The following is a 16,137-nucleotide window of genomic DNA, read 5'->3' as shown; positions in this document are numbered from 1 at the left end:
CACAGTCAGCGATGAGGAAATTAGAATGATTCAAAACAGATTGAATAACAGACCAAGAAAAAGATTGGGATTCAAAACACCCTCAGAGGTGTTTCATCAATCGCTCAAGCGCGTTGCGCTTCGAACTTGAATCCGCCTCCAAAAATACCTGTGATTTTTTATTATTGGACGCCATGATGCCCATCATGGATGGTCTTCAAATGTTGGAAATATTGAGAGAAACAGAAAAAAGAACAGGAGGTCATTGCCCGGTCATCATGGTCACTGCCCATGCCATGACGGGTGATAAAGAAAAATATCTGATGGCAGGCGCAGACGGGTATTTATCTAAACCCATATCTTCGCAAAACTTAGAAACCGAAATCACACGGGTATTGAGCGTTAGAAGTTAAGTCATTGATATTTAAATAATTGGGGTCAGATTCCAATTGTTTTGACGTTGAAGTCACGCTTTCGCCGCCCGCCATGGGGACGCATTTTTCTGGTCTTTCGCTCAAAAAATGGTCCCCAGGCCGTGCGGCTTTGAAGTGATGTTTCGGCGCAAGGTGGCGCGGTTTGCGAAAAATCGCTTTCAGCAACTTGGCCAGCCAAACAAACCACTTCAGCTTGCGAACATGGTGGGGTCGGCTGCGTAGCGAACGTTGCCGCTTGCGGCGGTGAGCGGCGGACGAGCCCACCGTGGTCGGCAAGCCGCGTGAATTAATTGGAAACTGACCCCAATTATTTTGGAAACTGACCCCAATTAACTTCAGCGGATGACTACAGCCGCTCCATCGCCCCGCTCGGCGATCACGCCCATTTGAAACACCTGCTCACCCAAGTCCGCCAAGGTCTTGGCGCAAGCAGCAGCGTGGGCGGCGTCCAGCACCAGCACCATGCCAATGCCGTTGTTGAAGGTACGGCACATCTCGGCGTCGTCAATCCCAGCGGTGGTTTGCAGCCAAGCAAACAGCTCGGTGCGCGGCCAGCTGTCGCGTTGCAAATGCGCGGCGCAGTGCTCGGGCAACACGCGGGGAATGTTTTCAGTGAGGCCGCCGCCGGTGATGTGGGCCAGGGCTTTGATGGGGTGGGCTTTCAAAGCCGCCAGCACGCTTTTCACATACAAGCGGGTCGGGGCCATCAGGGCTTGCTTGAAGGGCTGGCCGTCTAAGGTGGCGGGCAACTGGGCGGCGGCGCGGTCAATGCATTTACGCACCAAGCTGAAGCCATTCGAGTGCACACCGCTGGACGCCAAGCCCAGCACCACGTCGCCGGGCTTCACATCTTGGCCGGTCAAAATTTGGCTTTTTTCCACCACGCCCACGGCAAAGCCTGCAAGGTCGTATTCACCAGCGGGGTACATGCCGGGCATCTCGGCGGTTTCGCCACCAATCAGGGCACAACCCGACAACTCACAGCCCTTGGCGATGCCGCCCACCACGGCCGCTGCGGTGTCCACATCCAATTTGCCGCAGGCGAAATAGTCGAGGAAAAACAGCGGCTCTGCCCCTTGCACCAGCACGTCGTTCACGCTCATGGCCACCAGGTCGATGCCCACGGTGTCGTGCATTTGCCATTCAAACGCCAGCTTCAGTTTGGTGCCCACGCCGTCCGTACCACTCACCAACACCGGTTCTTTGTAATTTTTCGGCACCTCGAACAAGGCCCCAAAGCCGCCGATGCCCGCCAACACACCCTCGCGCATGGTTTTCTTGGCCAAGGGCTTGATGCGTTCAACCAAGGCGTCGCCAGCGTCAATGTCAACGCCAGCGTCTTTGTAGGAAAGGGGAGTGTTCATGGGGCGGGGCGACGAGCGCCGAGAGGAGGGGTCGATAGAATGCGCAGATTCTAATTGCCGGGTTTCACACCGCCTGATGACCTCCTCCCCCGACTACCGATTCCACGCCGCTTGGTTGGCCATCACCGCTGTGTTGCTCGGGCTTGTGTGGTGGTTGGCTCCGGTGCTCACACCGTTTTTGGTGGCTGCGGCCATGGCCTATGCCCTGAACCCTTTGGTGGTGTGGTTGCAAACGCACCTGGGTACAAGGGTTCCACGCTTTGTGCTGGTGCTGATGGTGGAAGTTCTGTTTTTGCTGGCCGTGGTGGCGCTGTTGGGGCTGGTGGTGCCGGTCTTTTTCAAAGAAGCGGCCCGGGTGCAAGCGCAGTTGCCCACCTTGCTGGCCTTGCTGCAAACCGACTTGGCCCCCCAGTTGGCCCGCATGGGCGTCGAGGTGAACTTCGACCAACCGTCCATCAAAGCGTTTTTCAGCACCTACATGAGCAATCTGTGGGACAGCGGTTTGTCCTCGCTGTTGGCCTCGGTGCAAATCGGCGGCAGCGTGGCGTTGGCGCTGATTGGCAACCTGGTGTTGATTCCAGTGGCGCTTTATTACTTCCTGATGGACGGCCACCATGTCTTGGCCCATGCGCGTGACTGGATTCCGGTGAAGGCCAAAGACAGCGTGGGCGGATTCATTGACGAGGCCGATGCGGTGCTGGGCGAGTATTTGCGCGGCCAGTTGCTGGTGATGCTGATCCTGTCGGTGTATTACGTGGCGGCGCTCAAGCTGTTTGGCTTGTCGGTGGCCTGGCCGATCGGCATCTTCACCGGCTTGGCGGTGTTCGTGCCCTATGTGGGTTTTGGCATTGGTTTGTTGCTGGCCGCCTTGGCAGGCTTTTTGGAAATGGCCCCGATGCAAGCCGGTCTCATGCTGGCCGTGGTGTTTGGTCTGGGCCAACTGATTGAAAGCTTCATCCTCACACCGCGTTTGATTGGCGAGCGCATCGGCTTGCACCCGCTGACCGTGATTTTTGCCTTGCTCGCCTTTGGCCAGTTGCTGGGCTTTGTCGGCATCCTGATCGCCTTGCCCGCCAGCGCCGTGTTGCTGGTGGCGCTGCGCCGCTTGCGCAGCCGCTACATGGCCAGCCGCTTGTATGCAGGCTGATCGGCCATGAAACAAATTGCCCTGGATATTGGTGTGTCGGTCGGCCCCAGCTTGGCCAACTTTTTCCCCGGCAACAACGCCTCGGCCTTGGCGCACTTGGAGCTGTGGATGGCTGGCAGCACCCGCTCGCCGGTGCCCACCTACCTGTGGGGCGAGCACGGTTGCGGCAAAACCCATTTGCTGCAAGCCGTGGCCGAGCACATTCAAGGGCAGGGGGCCTTGGTGGGTTGGATGGACGCCAGCACCCGCCAAGCGGCTGAGTTCAACCCCGAGTGGGAAGTCCTCATCATGGACGATGTGCAAAGCTTCACACCCGTGCAACAACACGCCGCCTTCAACTGGTTTGTGAACGCCGCCACCCCGGGTTCATCGCGTCAGCCTTGGGTCTTGGCCGCTGGTGCCTTGCCGCCGCAAGACCTGCCTTTGCGCGAAGACCTGCGCACCCGCTTGGGCTGGGGCCATGTGTTTCAGTTGCAGCTGTTGGACGACGACCAGCGCCGCGAGGTGTTGGTGCGCCACGCGCAAGCCCTGGGCATGAGCTTGAACACCGATTTGCTGGATTACCTGCTCAGCCGCTTCAGCCGCGACTTGGGCCACCTGATGGACTTGCTGCAACGCTTGGACCACTACGCCTTGCAAACCCAGCGCCCGCTCACCATCCCTTTGCTGCGGGCCATGTTGGATGAACTCTGAATGAAGCTCGCGCTGTTTGACCTTGACCACACCTTGCTGCCGCTGGACTCGGACCAATCTTGGGGCGAGTTCACCTTGTCTTTGGGTTGGGTCGACCGCGATACCTTTCAAGCCAAAAACAACGGCTTTTACGCCGACTATCTTGCGGGTTGTTTGGACATCCACGCCTACGTGCGCTTTTCCACCGCGGCGGTGCGTGAAAAAGGACCGGCTGCCGCCGCCGCCGCCCACGACTTGTTCATGGAACGCGTCATTCGCCCGGCCATCTTGCCCGCTGCGCTTGACTTGGTGGAACAACACCGCCGTCGTGGCGAGCGCTTGGTGATGGTGACCGCCACCAACGAGTTTGTGACCCGACCGATTGCCGAGGCTTTTGGCATGGACGTGTTGTTGGCCGTGGAACTCGAGCGGGATGCCCACGGTCATTTCACCGGCGAGATTGCCGGTGTGCCCAGCTTGCGCGAAGGCAAGGTGACGCGGGTTCAGCAGTGGTTGGCCACGCAAGGCACCAGCTTGGCCGAGGTTGAAGCCACGTTTTACAGCGACTCTTTGAACGACTTGCCGCTGCTAGAGCAGGTGCAGCAACCGGTGGTGACCAATGGCAGCGCCGAGTTGCGTCAAACCGCCCTTGAACGGGGTTGGCGTATCCTCGACCTTTTCGAGACCCCATGATTAAAAAAATAATCGACCGCTTGCTGGGCAAACCAGCAGCTGCGCCCAAAGCCAGCTTTGGCAAGCGCCGCGTCATCAGTGAACAAGAACACCGCATCGACCACGAGTTGGTGGACGAACGCGCCCTGAACGTGGTGCGCACCCTGCAAGAACGCGGCTATGTAGCCTACATCGTCGGCGGCGCGGTGCGCGATTTGCTGGTCGGCTTGAAGCCCAAAGACTTTGATGTGGCCACCGACGCCACGCCCGAGGAAGTGAAAGCCTGTTTTCGCCGCGCCTTCATCATTGGCAGGCGTTTTCGCATCGTGCACGTGGTGCATGGCCGAGGCCGCGACCACGAGGTGATCGAGGTCTCCACCTTCCGCGCCCATTTAGACAGCCAAGACGCCGAGCAGGTGAGTGGCAATGAACGCACCAGCAAAAAGGCGCTCTCCAACATGACCCATGCGGTGGACGCCAGTGGCCGGGTGCTGCGCGACAACGTCTGGGGCCCGCAAGACGAAGATGCAGCGCGGCGCGACTTCACGGTCAACGCCATGTATTACGACCCGCACACCGGCGACGTGATCGATTACCACCATGGGTATGAAGACGCCAAGAAGCGCGTCATCCGCATGATTGGCGACCCGGCAGCCCGCTACCGCGAAGACCCGGTGCGCATCATCCGCGCCGTGCGTTTTGCCGCCAAGCTCAACAAGCTTGGCTTCACCCTGGAGCCGCGCACCGCCAAGCCCTTGAAGGCCATGCTCAAGCTGCTGGCCGATGTGCCGCAAAGCCGTTTGTTCGATGAGATGTTGAAGCTGTTGCAAACCGGTCATTCCTTGGCCAGCATCCAGCAGTTGAAAGTGCTGGGCTTGGCCAAAGGCATTTACCCGCTGCTGGATGTGGTGGTGGAGCGCGCCGACACGCCCTTTGTCAGCGCCGCTTTGCAAGACACCGACCGCCGCGTGGGTGAAGGCAAACCGGTGGCCCCCAGCTTTTTGCTGGCCTGCGTGCTGTGGGCCGATGTGCGCGAAGGCTGGCAAGCCCGCACCGGCGAGATGCCCATCTACCCCGCCTTGCAAGAAGCCATTGAAGACGTGTTCAATGCGCGCATCGGTGACGTGTCGGGACGCGGCAAGTTGGCCGGTGACATGCGTGAAATTTGGACCATGCAGCCGAGGTTTGAAAAACGCACTGGCAGCGCACCTTTTGGTTTGGTGGACCAAGCCCGCTTTCGCGCTGGTTTCGATTTCCTATGTTTGCGTGCCGAAGTGGGCGAGTTGGACATCGAGCTGGCCGACTGGTGGGAAGAGTTCCAGCATGCGGATGACGAGGCCCGCTTGAGCCTGATTCAAGCCGTGCGCCCTGCAGCCCGCGCGGTGCGCGCCGACGGCAGCGAGCCGCGCAAACGCACCCGGCGGCGGCGCAAACCCGCAGCCGGTGCTGCCGGTGACAAACCCGCTGCGTGAACCCATCAGCGCCTTTGTGGCGCTGGGGGCGAATTTGGGCGAGCCCGCGCAGGCCGTTCAGCACGCCTTGGCGCAGCTAGGCGACATCGAATACACCCGGCTTGTAAGCGCTTCCTCACTCTATGAAACCGCGCCCCACGAGGCCAGTGGCCCGCTGTATGTGAACGCCGTGGCCCATCTTGAAACCCAATTGAATGCAGTTGACTTGCTGCTGGCTTTGCAAGCCTTGGAACAGGCTGCTGGGCGGGTGCGCAGCGTGCAAAACGCACCGCGCAACCTGGACCTGGACCTGCTGTTTTATGGGGACGCCCGCATTCAAAGCGGCTGGTTGACCGTGCCGCACCCGAGGTGGCAAGCGCGGGCATTCGTGCTGCGGCCTTTGCAAGAGGTGGCTGGGCACTTGGTCAGTGAAGGGATGCTGGCGGCTGTCGCAGATCAGCCGATTCGGCGACTGCCTTTCTACCCTGCTCTTGAAGGCAACTTGTGAAAAAAGGGGTGTCAGATGTTGAATGCAGCCCTCATCGCTTCAAAGATGCTTATTGCGACAGCTTCTCGGCTTCTGTGATTTGCGCTTCGAAATAGCGCTGAAAGCCATAGGCCAGACTGGAAAGCATGGCGGTGGTGCCCAGAATCATGGACAAGACCATCGCAATGACCGTGAACCAATTGGTGCTTCCGGCTTTGTGCTCGGCATCTTCCGAGGGGTTGTACAAGCTGTTCCAGTTGGCTTTCGACATCAAGCCCCAATACAGGGCTTGCATGGCGCTGGCTGTGATGGTCAAACCCACCACAGGCAGCAAAAACCAGCTCAGCGGATCATCCAAGCCCATGGTTTGGGCGCGTTCGTAGCCGTAGAGTCCGAGCAAACTCATCAATGCCATGACCCAACCCCAGGAGTCGCGCCAGCCAAACATGTAGAAACGGTGCAAGCCCAGTGTGCCGGTGCAGATGCTGAGCCATGTGGCCAATGTTTTGTTCTTCATGATGGGAATTATGTGTTGCGGCTCGCAGGTTTGCTGTTCAAGGGGCTGTGTGACTGACCAACCAAAGGGTCATCTGGGCGGCGGTCTATAATGGCAGCCTTTTCAGCGAGCGCTGGCCGGGTGGTCAAGTCGCGTGTCTCATCGCTGAATCAAAGTCTGCACCCAAGGATAAACCATGGTCGTCATCCGACTTTCTCGCGGCGGTTCTAAAGCCCGTCCGTTTTTCAACATCGTCGTCGCCGACAAACGCGTTCGCCGCGATGGTCGCTTCATCGAACGTGTGGGTTTTTACAACCCCATCGCCGCTGGTGGCGAAGAGCGCTTGCGCATTGCCCACGACCGCCTGAACTACTGGGTGGGTGTCGGTGCTCAAACCTCTTCCACCGTTGACCGCCTGATCAAACAGGCCGGCAAACCCGCCTAAACGCATCCCATGCAGCCCGCTTGGGAGCCTGCTGAATTACCAGCGGACGCCATCGAAGTCGGGCGCATTTTGGATGCTTGGGGCCTCAAAGGCTGGCTCAAGGTCTTGCCCCACAGCGCTTCGCCCGAAGCGCTGTTTTCTTCCAAACGCTGGTTTTTGCAACCCAACGAGCGCGGTGCTTCGCCGTTTGTGGGTACCGTCTTGTTGCGCATCCGCGAGGCCAAAGAGCACTCGGACAGCTTGGTGGCTTTGGCCCACGACCTGACTGACCGCGATGTCGCCGAAAGCCTCAAAGGTGCGCGAATATTCATTCAGCGCTCTTCATTTCCCTCTACCAACCCCGACGAATACTATTGGGTCGACCTGATCGGCTTGACCGTGCGCAACCGCGAAGGCATCGATTTGGGCGAGGTGACCGAACTGCTGTCCACCGGGCCGCAAACCGTGTTGGTGCTGTCCCAAGCCAACCCCGACCCCGAGGGCAAGCCCATCGAGCGCATGATCCCTTTCGTCAACGCCTACGTCGATCAGGTGGATTTGGCGGCCCGCCAAATCCTGGTGGACTGGCAAGCCGATTACTGAGGCGGCCATGCGTGTAGACATCATCACCTTGTTCCCCGAGCTGATTCAAAGCTTCCTCGAGGTAGGTGTGACCCGCCGCGCTTACGAAAGCGGCCAAGTGGCGGTGCATTGTTGGAACCCACGTGACCATGCCGATGGCAACTACCGGCGCGTGGACGACCGCCCGTTTGGCGGCGGCCCCGGCATGGTCATGCTGGCCGAACCCTTGGCGGCCTGCCTGGGCGCTATCCGCCAAGCCCGTGGTGAAGACCGCCAAACTGCCCCCTTGGTTTATTTTTCGCCGGTGGGTCAGGCTTTGAACCAAACGCTAGTGCTGCAAGCTTCTACCTCCCAAGGCGCGGTGCTGCTGTGCGGCCGCTATGAAGGCGTGGACCAGCGCTTCATCGACACCCATGTGGACCTGCAAATCAGCTTGGGCGACTTTGTCTTGTCGGGCGGTGAATTGGCCGCCATGGCTTGGCTGGATGCTGTGGCACGTTTGCAACCCGGCGTGTTGCACGACGAAGAAAGCCATTTGCAAGACAGCTTCACCCCAGCCCTGAGCGGCTTGCTGGATTGCCCGCACTACACCCGACCCGAAGCATGGCGCGGGCAGGGCGTGCCAGCCCCCTTGCTGTCGGGCCACCATGCCCAAATTACTGAATGGCGGCGGGCCCAAAGCCTGGCCTTGACGGTTGAGAAGCGCCCTGATTTGATTGACCAAGCCCGCCAGCAAGGCTTGCTCAAGCCCCAAGACGAGCTGTTCCTGAAAACCCTGACCTGAGCGCTTGTTGGCGGCCCAATGGCCAGCCAGCCAGGGCGGTTTGGCGGCTGGTTATAATGTCGGGCTCTGATCCTCTGGATGGCCGCCAGTGTTTGCACCGTCAGCACCGGCCTTTTGTGTAGCGCATCCATGATCGTTTCGAGGAAATCATGAATCTCATCCAGATCCTGGAACAGGAAGAAATCGCCCGTTTGGGCAAAACCATTCCCCCGTTCGCCCCCGGCGACACCGTGGTGGTCAGCGTCAACGTGGTCGAGGGCACCCGCAAGCGTGTTCAGGCTTTTGAAGGCGTGGTCATTGCCAAGCGCAACCGCGGCATCAACAGCAACTTCATCGTTCGCAAAATCTCCAGCGGCGAAGGCGTGGAACGCACCTTCCAAACCTACAGCCCGCTCATCGCTGGCATCGAAATCAAACGCCGTGGCGATGTGCGTCGCGCCAAGCTGTACTACTTGCGTCAGCGCAGCGGCAAATCGGCACGTATCAAAGAAAAGCTCACGGCCAAAGCCACCCCAGCTGCTGCCAAGTAAGCAGGGTCTGAGCTCAATCCCTGGCCGCCCCAGTTCACGCTGCGGCGGCTTTTTCATGACTTCAAGCAAGCTGTTTTGAGCCAACCCCCCAAATTCAATCCCGAATCGGCCCAATTGCTGGGCACCGATGGGCATTTGCCTGCCTTGCCGCTGTCACGGCTGCAGCCCGATGCCTTGCGGACTTATTTCGCCAACCCGCCAGCGTGGACCCAACCGATTTACGAGCCGCCGTTCAGCAGCCGACCACCCGCGCCAGCCTCGGTGCTCTTGGGCATCGTCATGCGGGCAGAGCCCACGGTGTTGTTGACCTTGCGCACCGCACATTTGTCCAGCCACGCCGGACAAATTGCGTTTCCTGGTGGCCGCCAAGACGAGGCAGACGCGGATGAAGTGGCAGCGGCTTTGCGCGAGGCCCAAGAGGAAGTGGGCTTGCACCCCAGTCATGTGACGGTGTTGGGTTGTCTACCGATGTACGTCACCGGTACCGGCTTCAAGGTGACCCCTGTGGTGGCCTTGCTCAGCCCCGAGATGCGTTTGCAAGCCAACCCCCACGAAGTGGCCGATGTGTTTGAAGTGCCTTTGTTGCACCTGATGAACCCGGCCAACCACCAGCGCCACGGTGTGCAATGGCAAGGTGTGCAGCGCGAGTGGTATGCCATGCCCTGTGAATCGCCCGAGGCACGCCGCGTGATTTGGGGCGCTACCGCTGGCATCTTGCGCAATTTCTACGAATTTTTACAAGCCAAACTTGAGCCTTGAGCGCCACCGCGTGGGCATCACTATCATTGGGCCATGAGTTTCATCGCCCTCTTGCTTGCCTTGTTGCTGGAACAAGCCCGTCCGCGCTCGGCCAGTGCGGGCATCGACAAGCTGTTCATCCAATGGGCCGACTGGTTGCGTCACACCCTGGACGCTGGCGACAAGCGGCATGCTTGGATCGCGTGGGGATTGGCCGTGGTGCTCGCTTGCGCATTGACCGTGCTGGTGCATTGGTTGCTGTGGTGGTTTGGCGGTTGGTTCTTGGCCATGCTGTGGAGTTTGGTGGTGCTTTACGCCACCTTGGGGTTCAGGCGCTTTAGCCACCATTTTTCGGGCATCCGTGACGCCTTGTCCACGGGTGACGATGACCTGGCGCGAGAGTTGCTGCGCCAATGGCAGGGGGATCTGGAACCAAACATGCCGCGCAGCGAAATCGTTCGCCATGTGATTGAACATTCTTCGATTTCTGCTCACCGCCATGTGTTTGGCGTGATTGCGTGGTTTTCGGTGTTGGCCGCGATGGGCTTGGGTCCAGCGGGGGCGGTGTTTTTCAGGCTGTCTGCCTTGTTGTCAACAGACTGGGCGGCTTCCTCCGACAGTTCGCAGTTGGATGCAGCGCACAGCAGCCCGGCCTTGCAGGAAGTCACTGCACTGGCTTGGCGACAGGTGGATTGGGTGCCTGCACGGATGACGGGTTTGTCTTTCGCGGTCGTGGGCAATTTCGAAGATGCGGTGGATGCTTGGCGCCAAGATGCACAGCACTTTCCCAATGCGAATGATGGTGTGGTGCTGGCGGCCACTGCAGGCGCCATCAATGTGCGCTTGGGCGGCGTGGGTTTGCGCCCTGCCTCGAACGAGGCTTTGTCCGACGATCCGCTGGTTCAGCCCACTGCTGGGCGCGAACCCGAAGTGGCGCATTTGCGCAGCATGGTGGGCTTGGTCTGGCGTGCCGTGGTGATGTGGATGGTGCTGCTGGCCTTGCTCACCTTGGCCCGTTTGCTGGGCTGACAACAGCCCGCTGGCCGGTGTTTTGTCAGCCCTGAGCAGGCCTGTTTCGCGTGGCTTCAATACTGCTTGGGCGCAGACAGTTCTTCAAACAACTGGGTGTAAATTTTGTAACGACCTGCGTCAATCAAGCCCTGTGTCAAGGCTGACCGCACACCGCAATCGGGTTCGTGCACATGGCTGCAGTTGTAAAACTTGCAATGATCCGCATGGGCCCCGATGTCGGGCATGCATGCCGCCAAATCGGTAGGCGGAATGTGGTGCAAGCCAAACTCTTGAAACCCCGGTGAGTCCATGAGGGCCGCCGTTTTCGCCGCGTCCATCCAATACCAGGTGGTGGACGTGGTGGTGTGTTTGCCCGACTGCAAGGCTTTGGAGATGATGTTGGTGGCCGCATTGGCTTGTGGCACCAAACGGTTGATCAGGGTGCTTTTGCCAGCGCCCGAAGGCCCCAGCACCAAGGTCACCCGATTCGCCAATTCGGCTTCCAAGGCGGCCAAGGTGTGATCATGACCCTTGAGACCCAGTGGCAGCACCACAGTGCCAAAGTCGCGGTAGGGTTGCAGACGTGCCCAGGCCTTGTCGAAGGGTTCTTTCAAGTCTTGCTTGTTCAATGCAATCAAGGTTCGGATGCTGGCCTGCTGCGCGGCAATCAAAGCACGCGCCACTTGGCTTTCTGAAAAATCGGGCTCGGCTGCCACCAGCACCAGCACCTGGTCCAGGTTGGCGGCAAACGATTTGCTGCGGATATCGTCTTGGCGGTAGAACAAATTGCGCCGAGTCTCTACCGCCTCGATGCTGCCCTCGTCCTCGCTGGGCGACCATTGCACCTGGTCGCCCACCACGGCTTGGTTTTTCTTGCCCCGCGGGTGGCACAAACGGCGTTCGCCCTGAAGATCTTCGACCACCACATGCCGACCGTGGCTGGCCACCACGCGGCCCCATTGCGTCATGCGGTCAAGCGGGCCAGGCGCTGCGAAGCGGGCGGGTGCGAATGATAAAAAGCCACATACAGCGGGTCGGGCGTCAAGGTAGAGGCGTTGTCTTGGTAAAGCTTCAGCAGGGCTTGGCGCAGGTCTTGACCGCTGGCATGGGCGCAGGCAAAGGCATCGGCTTCAAACTCGTGCTGGCGCGACTTGATGGCGTTCAATGGCGTGGTGATGAAGGTGACCAAGGGCACCACTTGCATGAACAACAGCAAAGCCAAAGCGTTGTTGGAAGAGGCCAAATGGGGTTGCACGCCCAAGCCGGTGTAGAACCAAACTTGGGTGCTGAGCCAACCTAAAGCCGCCATGCCCACCAAGCTGACCGCAAAGCCGCGCAGCATGGATTTGGGGATGTGGTTGAGTTTGGCGTGGCCCAACTCGTGGGCCAACACGGCTTCCATTTCAGACGGGCTGAGTTGCTTGAGCAAGGTGTCGAAAAAAACCACCCGTTTTTGTTTGCCCAAACCGGTGAAGAACGCATTGGAATGCGCCGATCGGCGACTGCCATCCATCACAAAAAAACCATCCGATTTGAAACCCGTGCGTTGCATCAAGGCGTCCACTCGGGCTTGCAATTGCGCATCGTCCAACGGTTGAAATTTGTTGAACAAGGGCATGATGTAGTTGGGTGCCAACCACATCACAAACAATTGGTAGGACACCAGCAAAGCCCAAGCCAGCAGCCACCATTGATCACCGCCTGATTCCATGAGCCACAGGATGGCCCACACCAATGGCAGGCCCAAGACCACCCCCAGCGCCGTGCCTTTAACCAAATCACTCAACCACAAACCCACGGTCATGTTGTTGAAGCCAAAGTGTTGCTCCACTTTGAAGGTTTGGTAGTAAGACAGCGGCAAGTTCACCAAGCCACTGATGAGCATGAAGCCCATGACCAACAGCAGTTGCTGCAACATGCCGCTTCCACTGATCTCGACCAACCAAGCATCCAGGGCGCCCAGACCGCCCAGCAAAGTCCAAACCAACAACATGCCTGCGTCAATGGCCAAATCCCAGTGCCCCAAGCGCAGTTTGGCCAAGGTGTAATCGGCGGCTTTTTGATGCGCTGGCAGACTGATGACCTCCTTGAAAGCTTCTGGGACCGCAGGACGGTGAAGCGAGACATGACGAATTTGGCGGTGCGCCAACCAAAGTTTGAGCAGCAAATTCAGGGTTAAAAAGCCTGCAAATGCCAAGGTGAAAGAGGTGCTTGAGTTCATTGCATGAGTTTAGGTGTTTTTGTTTTCCATGCGCGCTGTGCGCTTTTGTGGGTCGGCTTGGTGCTTTCATGGACAATCTGTCGATGACTGCCCCCACCGACCCTGCGACTGCCGACACCTCTGCCACCTTAGACAAGTCCGATCAAAACCTGGTTTGGCTCGATTGTGAAATGTCCGGCCTGGATCCCGAAAAAGAGCGCTTGCTGGAAATTGCGGTGGTCATCACCGGCCCCAACTTGTCGCCCCGGATTGAAGGCCCCGTGATCGTGATCCATCAAAGCGACACCTTGCTCAATGGCATGGATGCGTGGAACAAAGGCACCCATGGGAAAAGCGGCCTGATAGACAAAGTGAAGGCATCCAGCGTGGATGAGACGCAAGCCGAGGAGGTGTTGATCGCCTTCTTGAAAAAATATGTCAGCAAAGGCGCCACGCCCATGTGCGGCAACACCATCAGCCAAGACCGGCGTTTTTTGGTCAAGTACATGCCCAAGTTTGAAGCTTGGTTTCACTACCGCAATATCGATGTCAGCACGCTCAAAGAGTTGTCCAAACGCTGGAAGCCTGAGGTGTATGCGGCCTTCAAGAAGCGTCAAAAGCACACAGCTTTGGCCGATGTGCACGAGTCGATTGATGAACTCGAGCATTACCGCAGCCATTTCTTGAAACCCTAAGAATTCATTTCGGCTTTCAAACCTGAAATCATTTCTATGCGAGAATACCCTTAGTCGCGCAGTAATCAACGCGACTTTGTTACATCTGCCTCACACCTTGGGTTCACATTGAACCGCGTTGCAAACACATTGCAGCATGCTTTGTTTGAAGGTTGATGTTTTTTCCAACCTTTGAATGGAGCCACCTCACCTTTTCAGGTGGTGGTTAAAACATGATTGATGATTTGAATTCCCACGCCTTGGCCGACACCCTGTTGGACCACGCAACACCTGACGTTGCCGAGCCCACCATCGTGACACCCGCTGCCAAAGCACCGGTCAACAACGCCTTTGCAGACATGGGCTTGGCCCCAGAACTGCTGGCTGCGCTGAAAGACCTGAACTTCACCCAGCCCACCACCGTGCAAACCAAAGCCATTCCGCTGGCTTTGCAAGATGACGCTTCCAAGCCTTCCATCGATTTGCTGGTGTCTAGCCAAACCGGTAGCGGCAAAACCGCTGCCTTCTTGCTGCCGGTGTTGCACACCTTGTTGGTCGAGCGCCAAGCCCAAGAGACAGCCGAAGCCCAAGAGTGGGGCCAAAAAGTCGCCGAAGCCAGAGCCAAGGGCGAAGAGTTGCCCAAGAAAGCCCGCCGCAAAAACCCCACCGACAGCCGCCACGTGAAACCTGCCGTGCCCGGCGCCTTGATTTTGTGCCCCACCCGCGAATTGGCCCAGCAAGTGGCCAAGGATGCCATCGATCTGGTGCGCCATTGCCGTGGCATCCGCGTCGCTTGTGTGGTGGGCGGCATGCCTTACGCCATGCAAATCGCCCGTTTGCACAATGCCGATTTGGTGGTCGCCACCCCCGGTCGTTTGCTGGACTTGCAGCGTTCCAAGCAACTGCACCTGAACAAAGTGCAATTTTTGGTGGTCGACGAAGCCGACCGCATGCTGGATTTGGGCTTTGCCGATGACTTGGCCGACATCCATAAACTGACCGAGCAACGCCGTCAGACCATGATGTTCAGCGCCACGTTTGCGCCCCGCATTCAGCAGTTGGCGGTTCGCATCATGCGCACGCCCCAACGTGTGCAAATCGACACACCCCAAGAAAAACACAACAACATCAAGCAGATTTTGTTCTGGGCCGACAGTGCCCAACACAAACGCAAACTGTTGGACCACTGGTTGCGTGACACCAGCATCGACCAAGCCATTGTGTTTGCCAGCACCCAAATCGAATGCGACGCCTTGGCCGAAGACCTGCAGCAGGTAGGCTTTTCCTCCGTGGCCTTGCACGGCGCCCTCAGCCAAGGTTTGCGCAACCGCCGCTTGCAAGCTTTCCGCGACGGCCGCGTGCAAATTTTGGTGGCCACCGATGTCGCCGCGCGAGGCTTGGATGTGCCCAGCATCAGCCACGTGTTTAACTTTGGTTTGCCCATGAAGCAAGAAGACTATGTGCACCGGATTGGACGCACAGGACGTGCTGGCCGCGATGGTTTGGCCGTCACCTTCGCCGAATGGCGCGATCGCCGCAAGATTTTGGACATCGAGCATTTCACCCAGCAACCCCTGGCCTCTGAAATGATTCCTGGTTTGGAGCCTACGCAACGCGCCCCACGGGCACCTTCGCACGAACCTCGCCGTGGCGCTGCCAAGCCAGGCTTTGGCGGCAAGCCAGGTGCTGGCCGTGGATTTGCCGGCCCCAAACGTGGCAGCAGTTTCAAGCCACGCAGCGGCCCACGACCTTGAAGCCAGTCGCAGTGCGGACTGCCTTCATGGCTTTGAAGGTAGTTCCCACGCAAGCTTGGCCCAGTGGTTGTTGTTCTATTGCAAATGGCGGCTGACTTCCTGTGGCCATTTGTAAATTAGTTCCTTGTGATTAATGCGGTGAAAATAGACAATGCCTTCATCGTCTTTTTGAATTGAAAATGAAATGGATTCATCAGCACGTTTTTGATTTTTTTCAATTAAATCAAGAGGTTCAGTAAAAAAGTTAATTCACAAATTTAATCTTTGCTAAGATGCAGATCAAGGAGCAAGCATGGCCAATCCATCAGAATCATTAGAGAGTGTTGTCATCGGCGACGGCGTTGTCGTGAAGGGTGCGTTCACCGTGCCTGCCAAAGCTGTCATCAATGGGGTCATTGAAGGTGACTTGACCGCAGAAGAGGTTCTGATCGGCCCCACGGGTCGGATCACAGGCCGTGTGTCTGCCAAGATCATTGATGTGCGTGGTCAATTGCACAACACCATCGTCAGTGAAAGAAGCCTGATCGTGCGCTCTACCGGCAAGATTGTCGGCAAGATTCATTACTCTGAAATTGAAATTGAAAAGGGTGGCGAGATTGAAGGCGCTTTGAGTCAGGGTGCTGAGCCAAGTCCGACAGTGGCCACCACGCCCCCTGTTGCCCAAGCTGCCGCACCTGTCACGCCAGCACCCAATGCTGGCGCTGTGCAGGGCAAACCCCCGCAGTCCGGGAACTGATC

19 protein-coding genes and 1 pseudogene are annotated in these 16,137 nt (G+C 58.2%); 16 read left to right on the top strand and 4 right to left on the bottom strand.

Annotation, left to right across the window (positions count from 1 at the left end):
* Nucleotides 1-130: pseudogene (locus AC8GFP_RS11960) on the top strand (IS30 family transposase); the annotation flags it as partial.
* A gap of 43 nt (nt 131-173) precedes the next feature.
* Nucleotides 174-392, top strand: a complete 219-nt coding sequence (locus AC8GFP_RS11955; protein WP_506613466.1) for a response regulator — start codon at nt 174-176, stop codon at nt 390-392.
* 356 nt (nt 393-748) lie between these two features.
* Here AC8GFP_RS11955 and purM read toward each other — a convergent pair whose 3' ends face one another.
* Nucleotides 749-1,777, bottom strand: coding sequence for a phosphoribosylformylglycinamidine cyclo-ligase (gene purM / locus AC8GFP_RS11950; RefSeq protein WP_506613464.1), 1,029 nt, complete (start codon nt 1,775-1,777; stop codon nt 749-751).
* A gap of 76 nt (nt 1,778-1,853) precedes the next feature.
* On the opposite strand from purM, the gene AC8GFP_RS11945 reads away from it, so the two are divergent.
* Genes AC8GFP_RS11945 through folK form a run of 5 tightly spaced genes read left to right on the top strand, consistent with a single transcriptional unit; the run spans nt 1,854 to nt 6,227 of the window.
* Nucleotides 1,854-2,924 (top strand): AI-2E family transporter, encoded by a 1,071-nt coding sequence (locus AC8GFP_RS11945; protein WP_506613463.1) that lies wholly within the window; start codon nt 1,854-1,856, stop codon nt 2,922-2,924.
* Nucleotides 2,925-2,930: 6 nt separating this feature from the next.
* Nucleotides 2,931-3,617, top strand: coding sequence for a DnaA regulatory inactivator Hda (gene hda, locus AC8GFP_RS11940; protein ID WP_506613461.1), 687 nt, complete (start codon nt 2,931-2,933; stop codon nt 3,615-3,617).
* Nucleotides 3,618-4,289: a histidinol-phosphatase gene (locus tag AC8GFP_RS11935; RefSeq protein ID WP_506613460.1), complete on the top strand. Its 672-nt coding sequence runs from the start codon at nt 3,618-3,620 to the stop codon at nt 4,287-4,289.
* A complete protein-coding gene (pcnB, locus tag AC8GFP_RS11930; RefSeq protein ID WP_506613458.1) occupies nt 4,286-5,740 on the top strand; it encodes a polynucleotide adenylyltransferase PcnB in 1,455 nt (484 codons plus the stop codon). The genes AC8GFP_RS11935 and pcnB overlap by 4 nt, the downstream gene beginning before the upstream one ends.
* Entirely contained in the window at nt 5,721-6,227 is a 507-nt protein-coding gene (gene folK, locus AC8GFP_RS11925; protein WP_506613457.1) for a 2-amino-4-hydroxy-6-hydroxymethyldihydropteridine diphosphokinase, read from the top strand. The genes pcnB and folK overlap by 20 nt, the downstream gene beginning before the upstream one ends.
* A gap of 49 nt (nt 6,228-6,276) precedes the next feature.
* Here folK and AC8GFP_RS11920 read toward each other — a convergent pair whose 3' ends face one another.
* Complete coding sequence (locus tag AC8GFP_RS11920) at nt 6,277-6,723, bottom strand: hypothetical protein (RefSeq protein WP_506613455.1); 447 nt, start codon at nt 6,721-6,723, stop codon at nt 6,277-6,279.
* 175 nt (nt 6,724-6,898) lie between these two features.
* Between AC8GFP_RS11920 and rpsP the strand changes: the two genes are divergently transcribed.
* From rpsP to AC8GFP_RS11890, 6 genes are all read left to right on the top strand, one after another.
* On the top strand, nt 6,899-7,147 hold the full coding sequence (gene rpsP / locus AC8GFP_RS11915; protein WP_506613454.1) for a 30S ribosomal protein S16: 249 nt from the start codon (nt 6,899-6,901) through the stop codon (nt 7,145-7,147).
* A 9-nt stretch (nt 7,148-7,156) separates the two neighbouring features.
* Entirely contained in the window at nt 7,157-7,729 is a 573-nt protein-coding gene (gene rimM, locus AC8GFP_RS11910; RefSeq protein WP_506613452.1) for a ribosome maturation factor RimM, read from the top strand.
* 7 nt (nt 7,730-7,736) lie between these two features.
* On the top strand, nt 7,737-8,492 hold the full coding sequence (trmD, locus tag AC8GFP_RS11905) for a tRNA (guanosine(37)-N1)-methyltransferase TrmD (RefSeq protein WP_506613450.1): 756 nt from the start codon (nt 7,737-7,739) through the stop codon (nt 8,490-8,492).
* Nucleotides 8,493-8,641: 149 nt separating this feature from the next.
* Nucleotides 8,642-9,022, top strand: a complete 381-nt coding sequence (rplS, locus tag AC8GFP_RS11900; RefSeq protein WP_506613448.1) for a 50S ribosomal protein L19 — start codon at nt 8,642-8,644, stop codon at nt 9,020-9,022.
* Between the two features lie 75 nt (nt 9,023-9,097).
* Nucleotides 9,098-9,781, top strand: a complete 684-nt coding sequence (locus AC8GFP_RS11895; protein ID WP_506613446.1) for a CoA pyrophosphatase — start codon at nt 9,098-9,100, stop codon at nt 9,779-9,781.
* 33 nt (nt 9,782-9,814) lie between these two features.
* A complete protein-coding gene (locus AC8GFP_RS11890) occupies nt 9,815-10,789 on the top strand; it encodes a CobD/CbiB family protein (RefSeq protein ID WP_506613444.1) in 975 nt (324 codons plus the stop codon).
* A 56-nt stretch (nt 10,790-10,845) separates the two neighbouring features.
* Here AC8GFP_RS11890 and rsgA read toward each other — a convergent pair whose 3' ends face one another.
* Together rsgA and AC8GFP_RS11880 are read right to left on the bottom strand one after the other, a co-directional pair.
* Nucleotides 10,846-11,739 carry a ribosome small subunit-dependent GTPase A gene (gene rsgA, locus AC8GFP_RS11885; RefSeq protein ID WP_506613442.1) on the bottom strand — a complete coding sequence of 298 codons (894 nt, stop codon included), beginning with the start codon at nt 11,737-11,739 and terminating at the stop codon, nt 10,846-10,848.
* Nucleotides 11,736-12,992, bottom strand: a complete 1,257-nt coding sequence (locus tag AC8GFP_RS11880; RefSeq protein WP_506613440.1) for a M48 family metallopeptidase — start codon at nt 12,990-12,992, stop codon at nt 11,736-11,738. Before AC8GFP_RS11880 ends, rsgA begins: the two co-directional genes overlap by 4 nt.
* A gap of 83 nt (nt 12,993-13,075) precedes the next feature.
* Here AC8GFP_RS11880 and orn point away from each other — a divergent pair, with 83 nt between their 5' ends.
* The 3 genes from orn to AC8GFP_RS11865 all read left to right on the top strand — a co-directional run bounded on the left by orn (nt 13,076) and on the right by AC8GFP_RS11865 (nt 16,135).
* The gene (gene orn / locus AC8GFP_RS11875) at nt 13,076-13,666 is read left to right on the top strand and encodes an oligoribonuclease (RefSeq protein WP_506613438.1); all 591 of its coding nucleotides are present in this window, start codon (nt 13,076-13,078) and stop codon (nt 13,664-13,666) included.
* Between the two features lie 212 nt (nt 13,667-13,878).
* On the top strand, nt 13,879-15,399 hold the full coding sequence (locus tag AC8GFP_RS11870) for a DEAD/DEAH box helicase (RefSeq protein ID WP_506613437.1): 1,521 nt from the start codon (nt 13,879-13,881) through the stop codon (nt 15,397-15,399).
* A gap of 292 nt (nt 15,400-15,691) precedes the next feature.
* Complete coding sequence (locus tag AC8GFP_RS11865) at nt 15,692-16,135, top strand: bactofilin family protein (protein WP_506613435.1); 444 nt, start codon at nt 15,692-15,694, stop codon at nt 16,133-16,135.
* Nucleotides 16,136-16,137: the final 2 nt, after the last annotated feature.

It is taken from the genome of Limnohabitans simekii (SeqCode), from assembly GCF_965234735.1.
Classification (GTDB): domain Bacteria; phylum Pseudomonadota; class Gammaproteobacteria; order Burkholderiales; family Burkholderiaceae_C; genus Limnohabitans; species Limnohabitans simekii.
The sequence above is the reverse complement of the archived record's forward strand: the minus strand, read 5'-3'. Positions and strand labels throughout refer to the sequence as shown.

Coding starts and splice junctions, on each gene's coding strand:
- AC8GFP_RS11945 (WP_506613463.1), top strand. CDS start 1,854: ATGACCTCCTCCCCCGACTACCGATTCCACGCCGCTTGGTTGGCCATC.
- rpsP (WP_506613454.1), top strand. CDS start 6,899: ATGGTCGTCATCCGACTTTCTCGCGGCGGTTCTAAAGCCCGTCCGTTT.
- rimM (WP_506613452.1), top strand. CDS start 7,157: ATGCAGCCCGCTTGGGAGCCTGCTGAATTACCAGCGGACGCCATCGAA.
- orn (WP_506613438.1), top strand. CDS start 13,076: ATGACTGCCCCCACCGACCCTGCGACTGCCGACACCTCTGCCACCTTA.
- AC8GFP_RS11920 (WP_506613455.1), bottom strand. CDS start 6,723: ATGAAGAACAAAACATTGGCCACATGGCTCAGCATCTGCACCGGCACA.
- AC8GFP_RS11890 (WP_506613444.1), top strand. CDS start 9,815: ATGAGTTTCATCGCCCTCTTGCTTGCCTTGTTGCTGGAACAAGCCCGT.
- AC8GFP_RS11870 (WP_506613437.1), top strand. CDS start 13,879: ATGATTGATGATTTGAATTCCCACGCCTTGGCCGACACCCTGTTGGAC.
- AC8GFP_RS11955 (WP_506613466.1), top strand. CDS start 174: ATGATGCCCATCATGGATGGTCTTCAAATGTTGGAAATATTGAGAGAA.
- AC8GFP_RS11880 (WP_506613440.1), bottom strand. CDS start 12,992: ATGAACTCAAGCACCTCTTTCACCTTGGCATTTGCAGGCTTTTTAACC.
- pcnB (WP_506613458.1), top strand. CDS start 4,286: ATGATTAAAAAAATAATCGACCGCTTGCTGGGCAAACCAGCAGCTGCG.
- purM (WP_506613464.1), bottom strand. CDS start 1,777: ATGAACACTCCCCTTTCCTACAAAGACGCTGGCGTTGACATTGACGCT.
- rplS (WP_506613448.1), top strand. CDS start 8,642: ATGAATCTCATCCAGATCCTGGAACAGGAAGAAATCGCCCGTTTGGGC.
- rsgA (WP_506613442.1), bottom strand. CDS start 11,739: ATGACGCAATGGGGCCGCGTGGTGGCCAGCCACGGTCGGCATGTGGTG.
- trmD (WP_506613450.1), top strand. CDS start 7,737: ATGCGTGTAGACATCATCACCTTGTTCCCCGAGCTGATTCAAAGCTTC.
- AC8GFP_RS11935 (WP_506613460.1), top strand. CDS start 3,618: ATGAAGCTCGCGCTGTTTGACCTTGACCACACCTTGCTGCCGCTGGAC.
- AC8GFP_RS11865 (WP_506613435.1), top strand. CDS start 15,692: ATGGCCAATCCATCAGAATCATTAGAGAGTGTTGTCATCGGCGACGGC.
- hda (WP_506613461.1), top strand. CDS start 2,931: ATGAAACAAATTGCCCTGGATATTGGTGTGTCGGTCGGCCCCAGCTTG.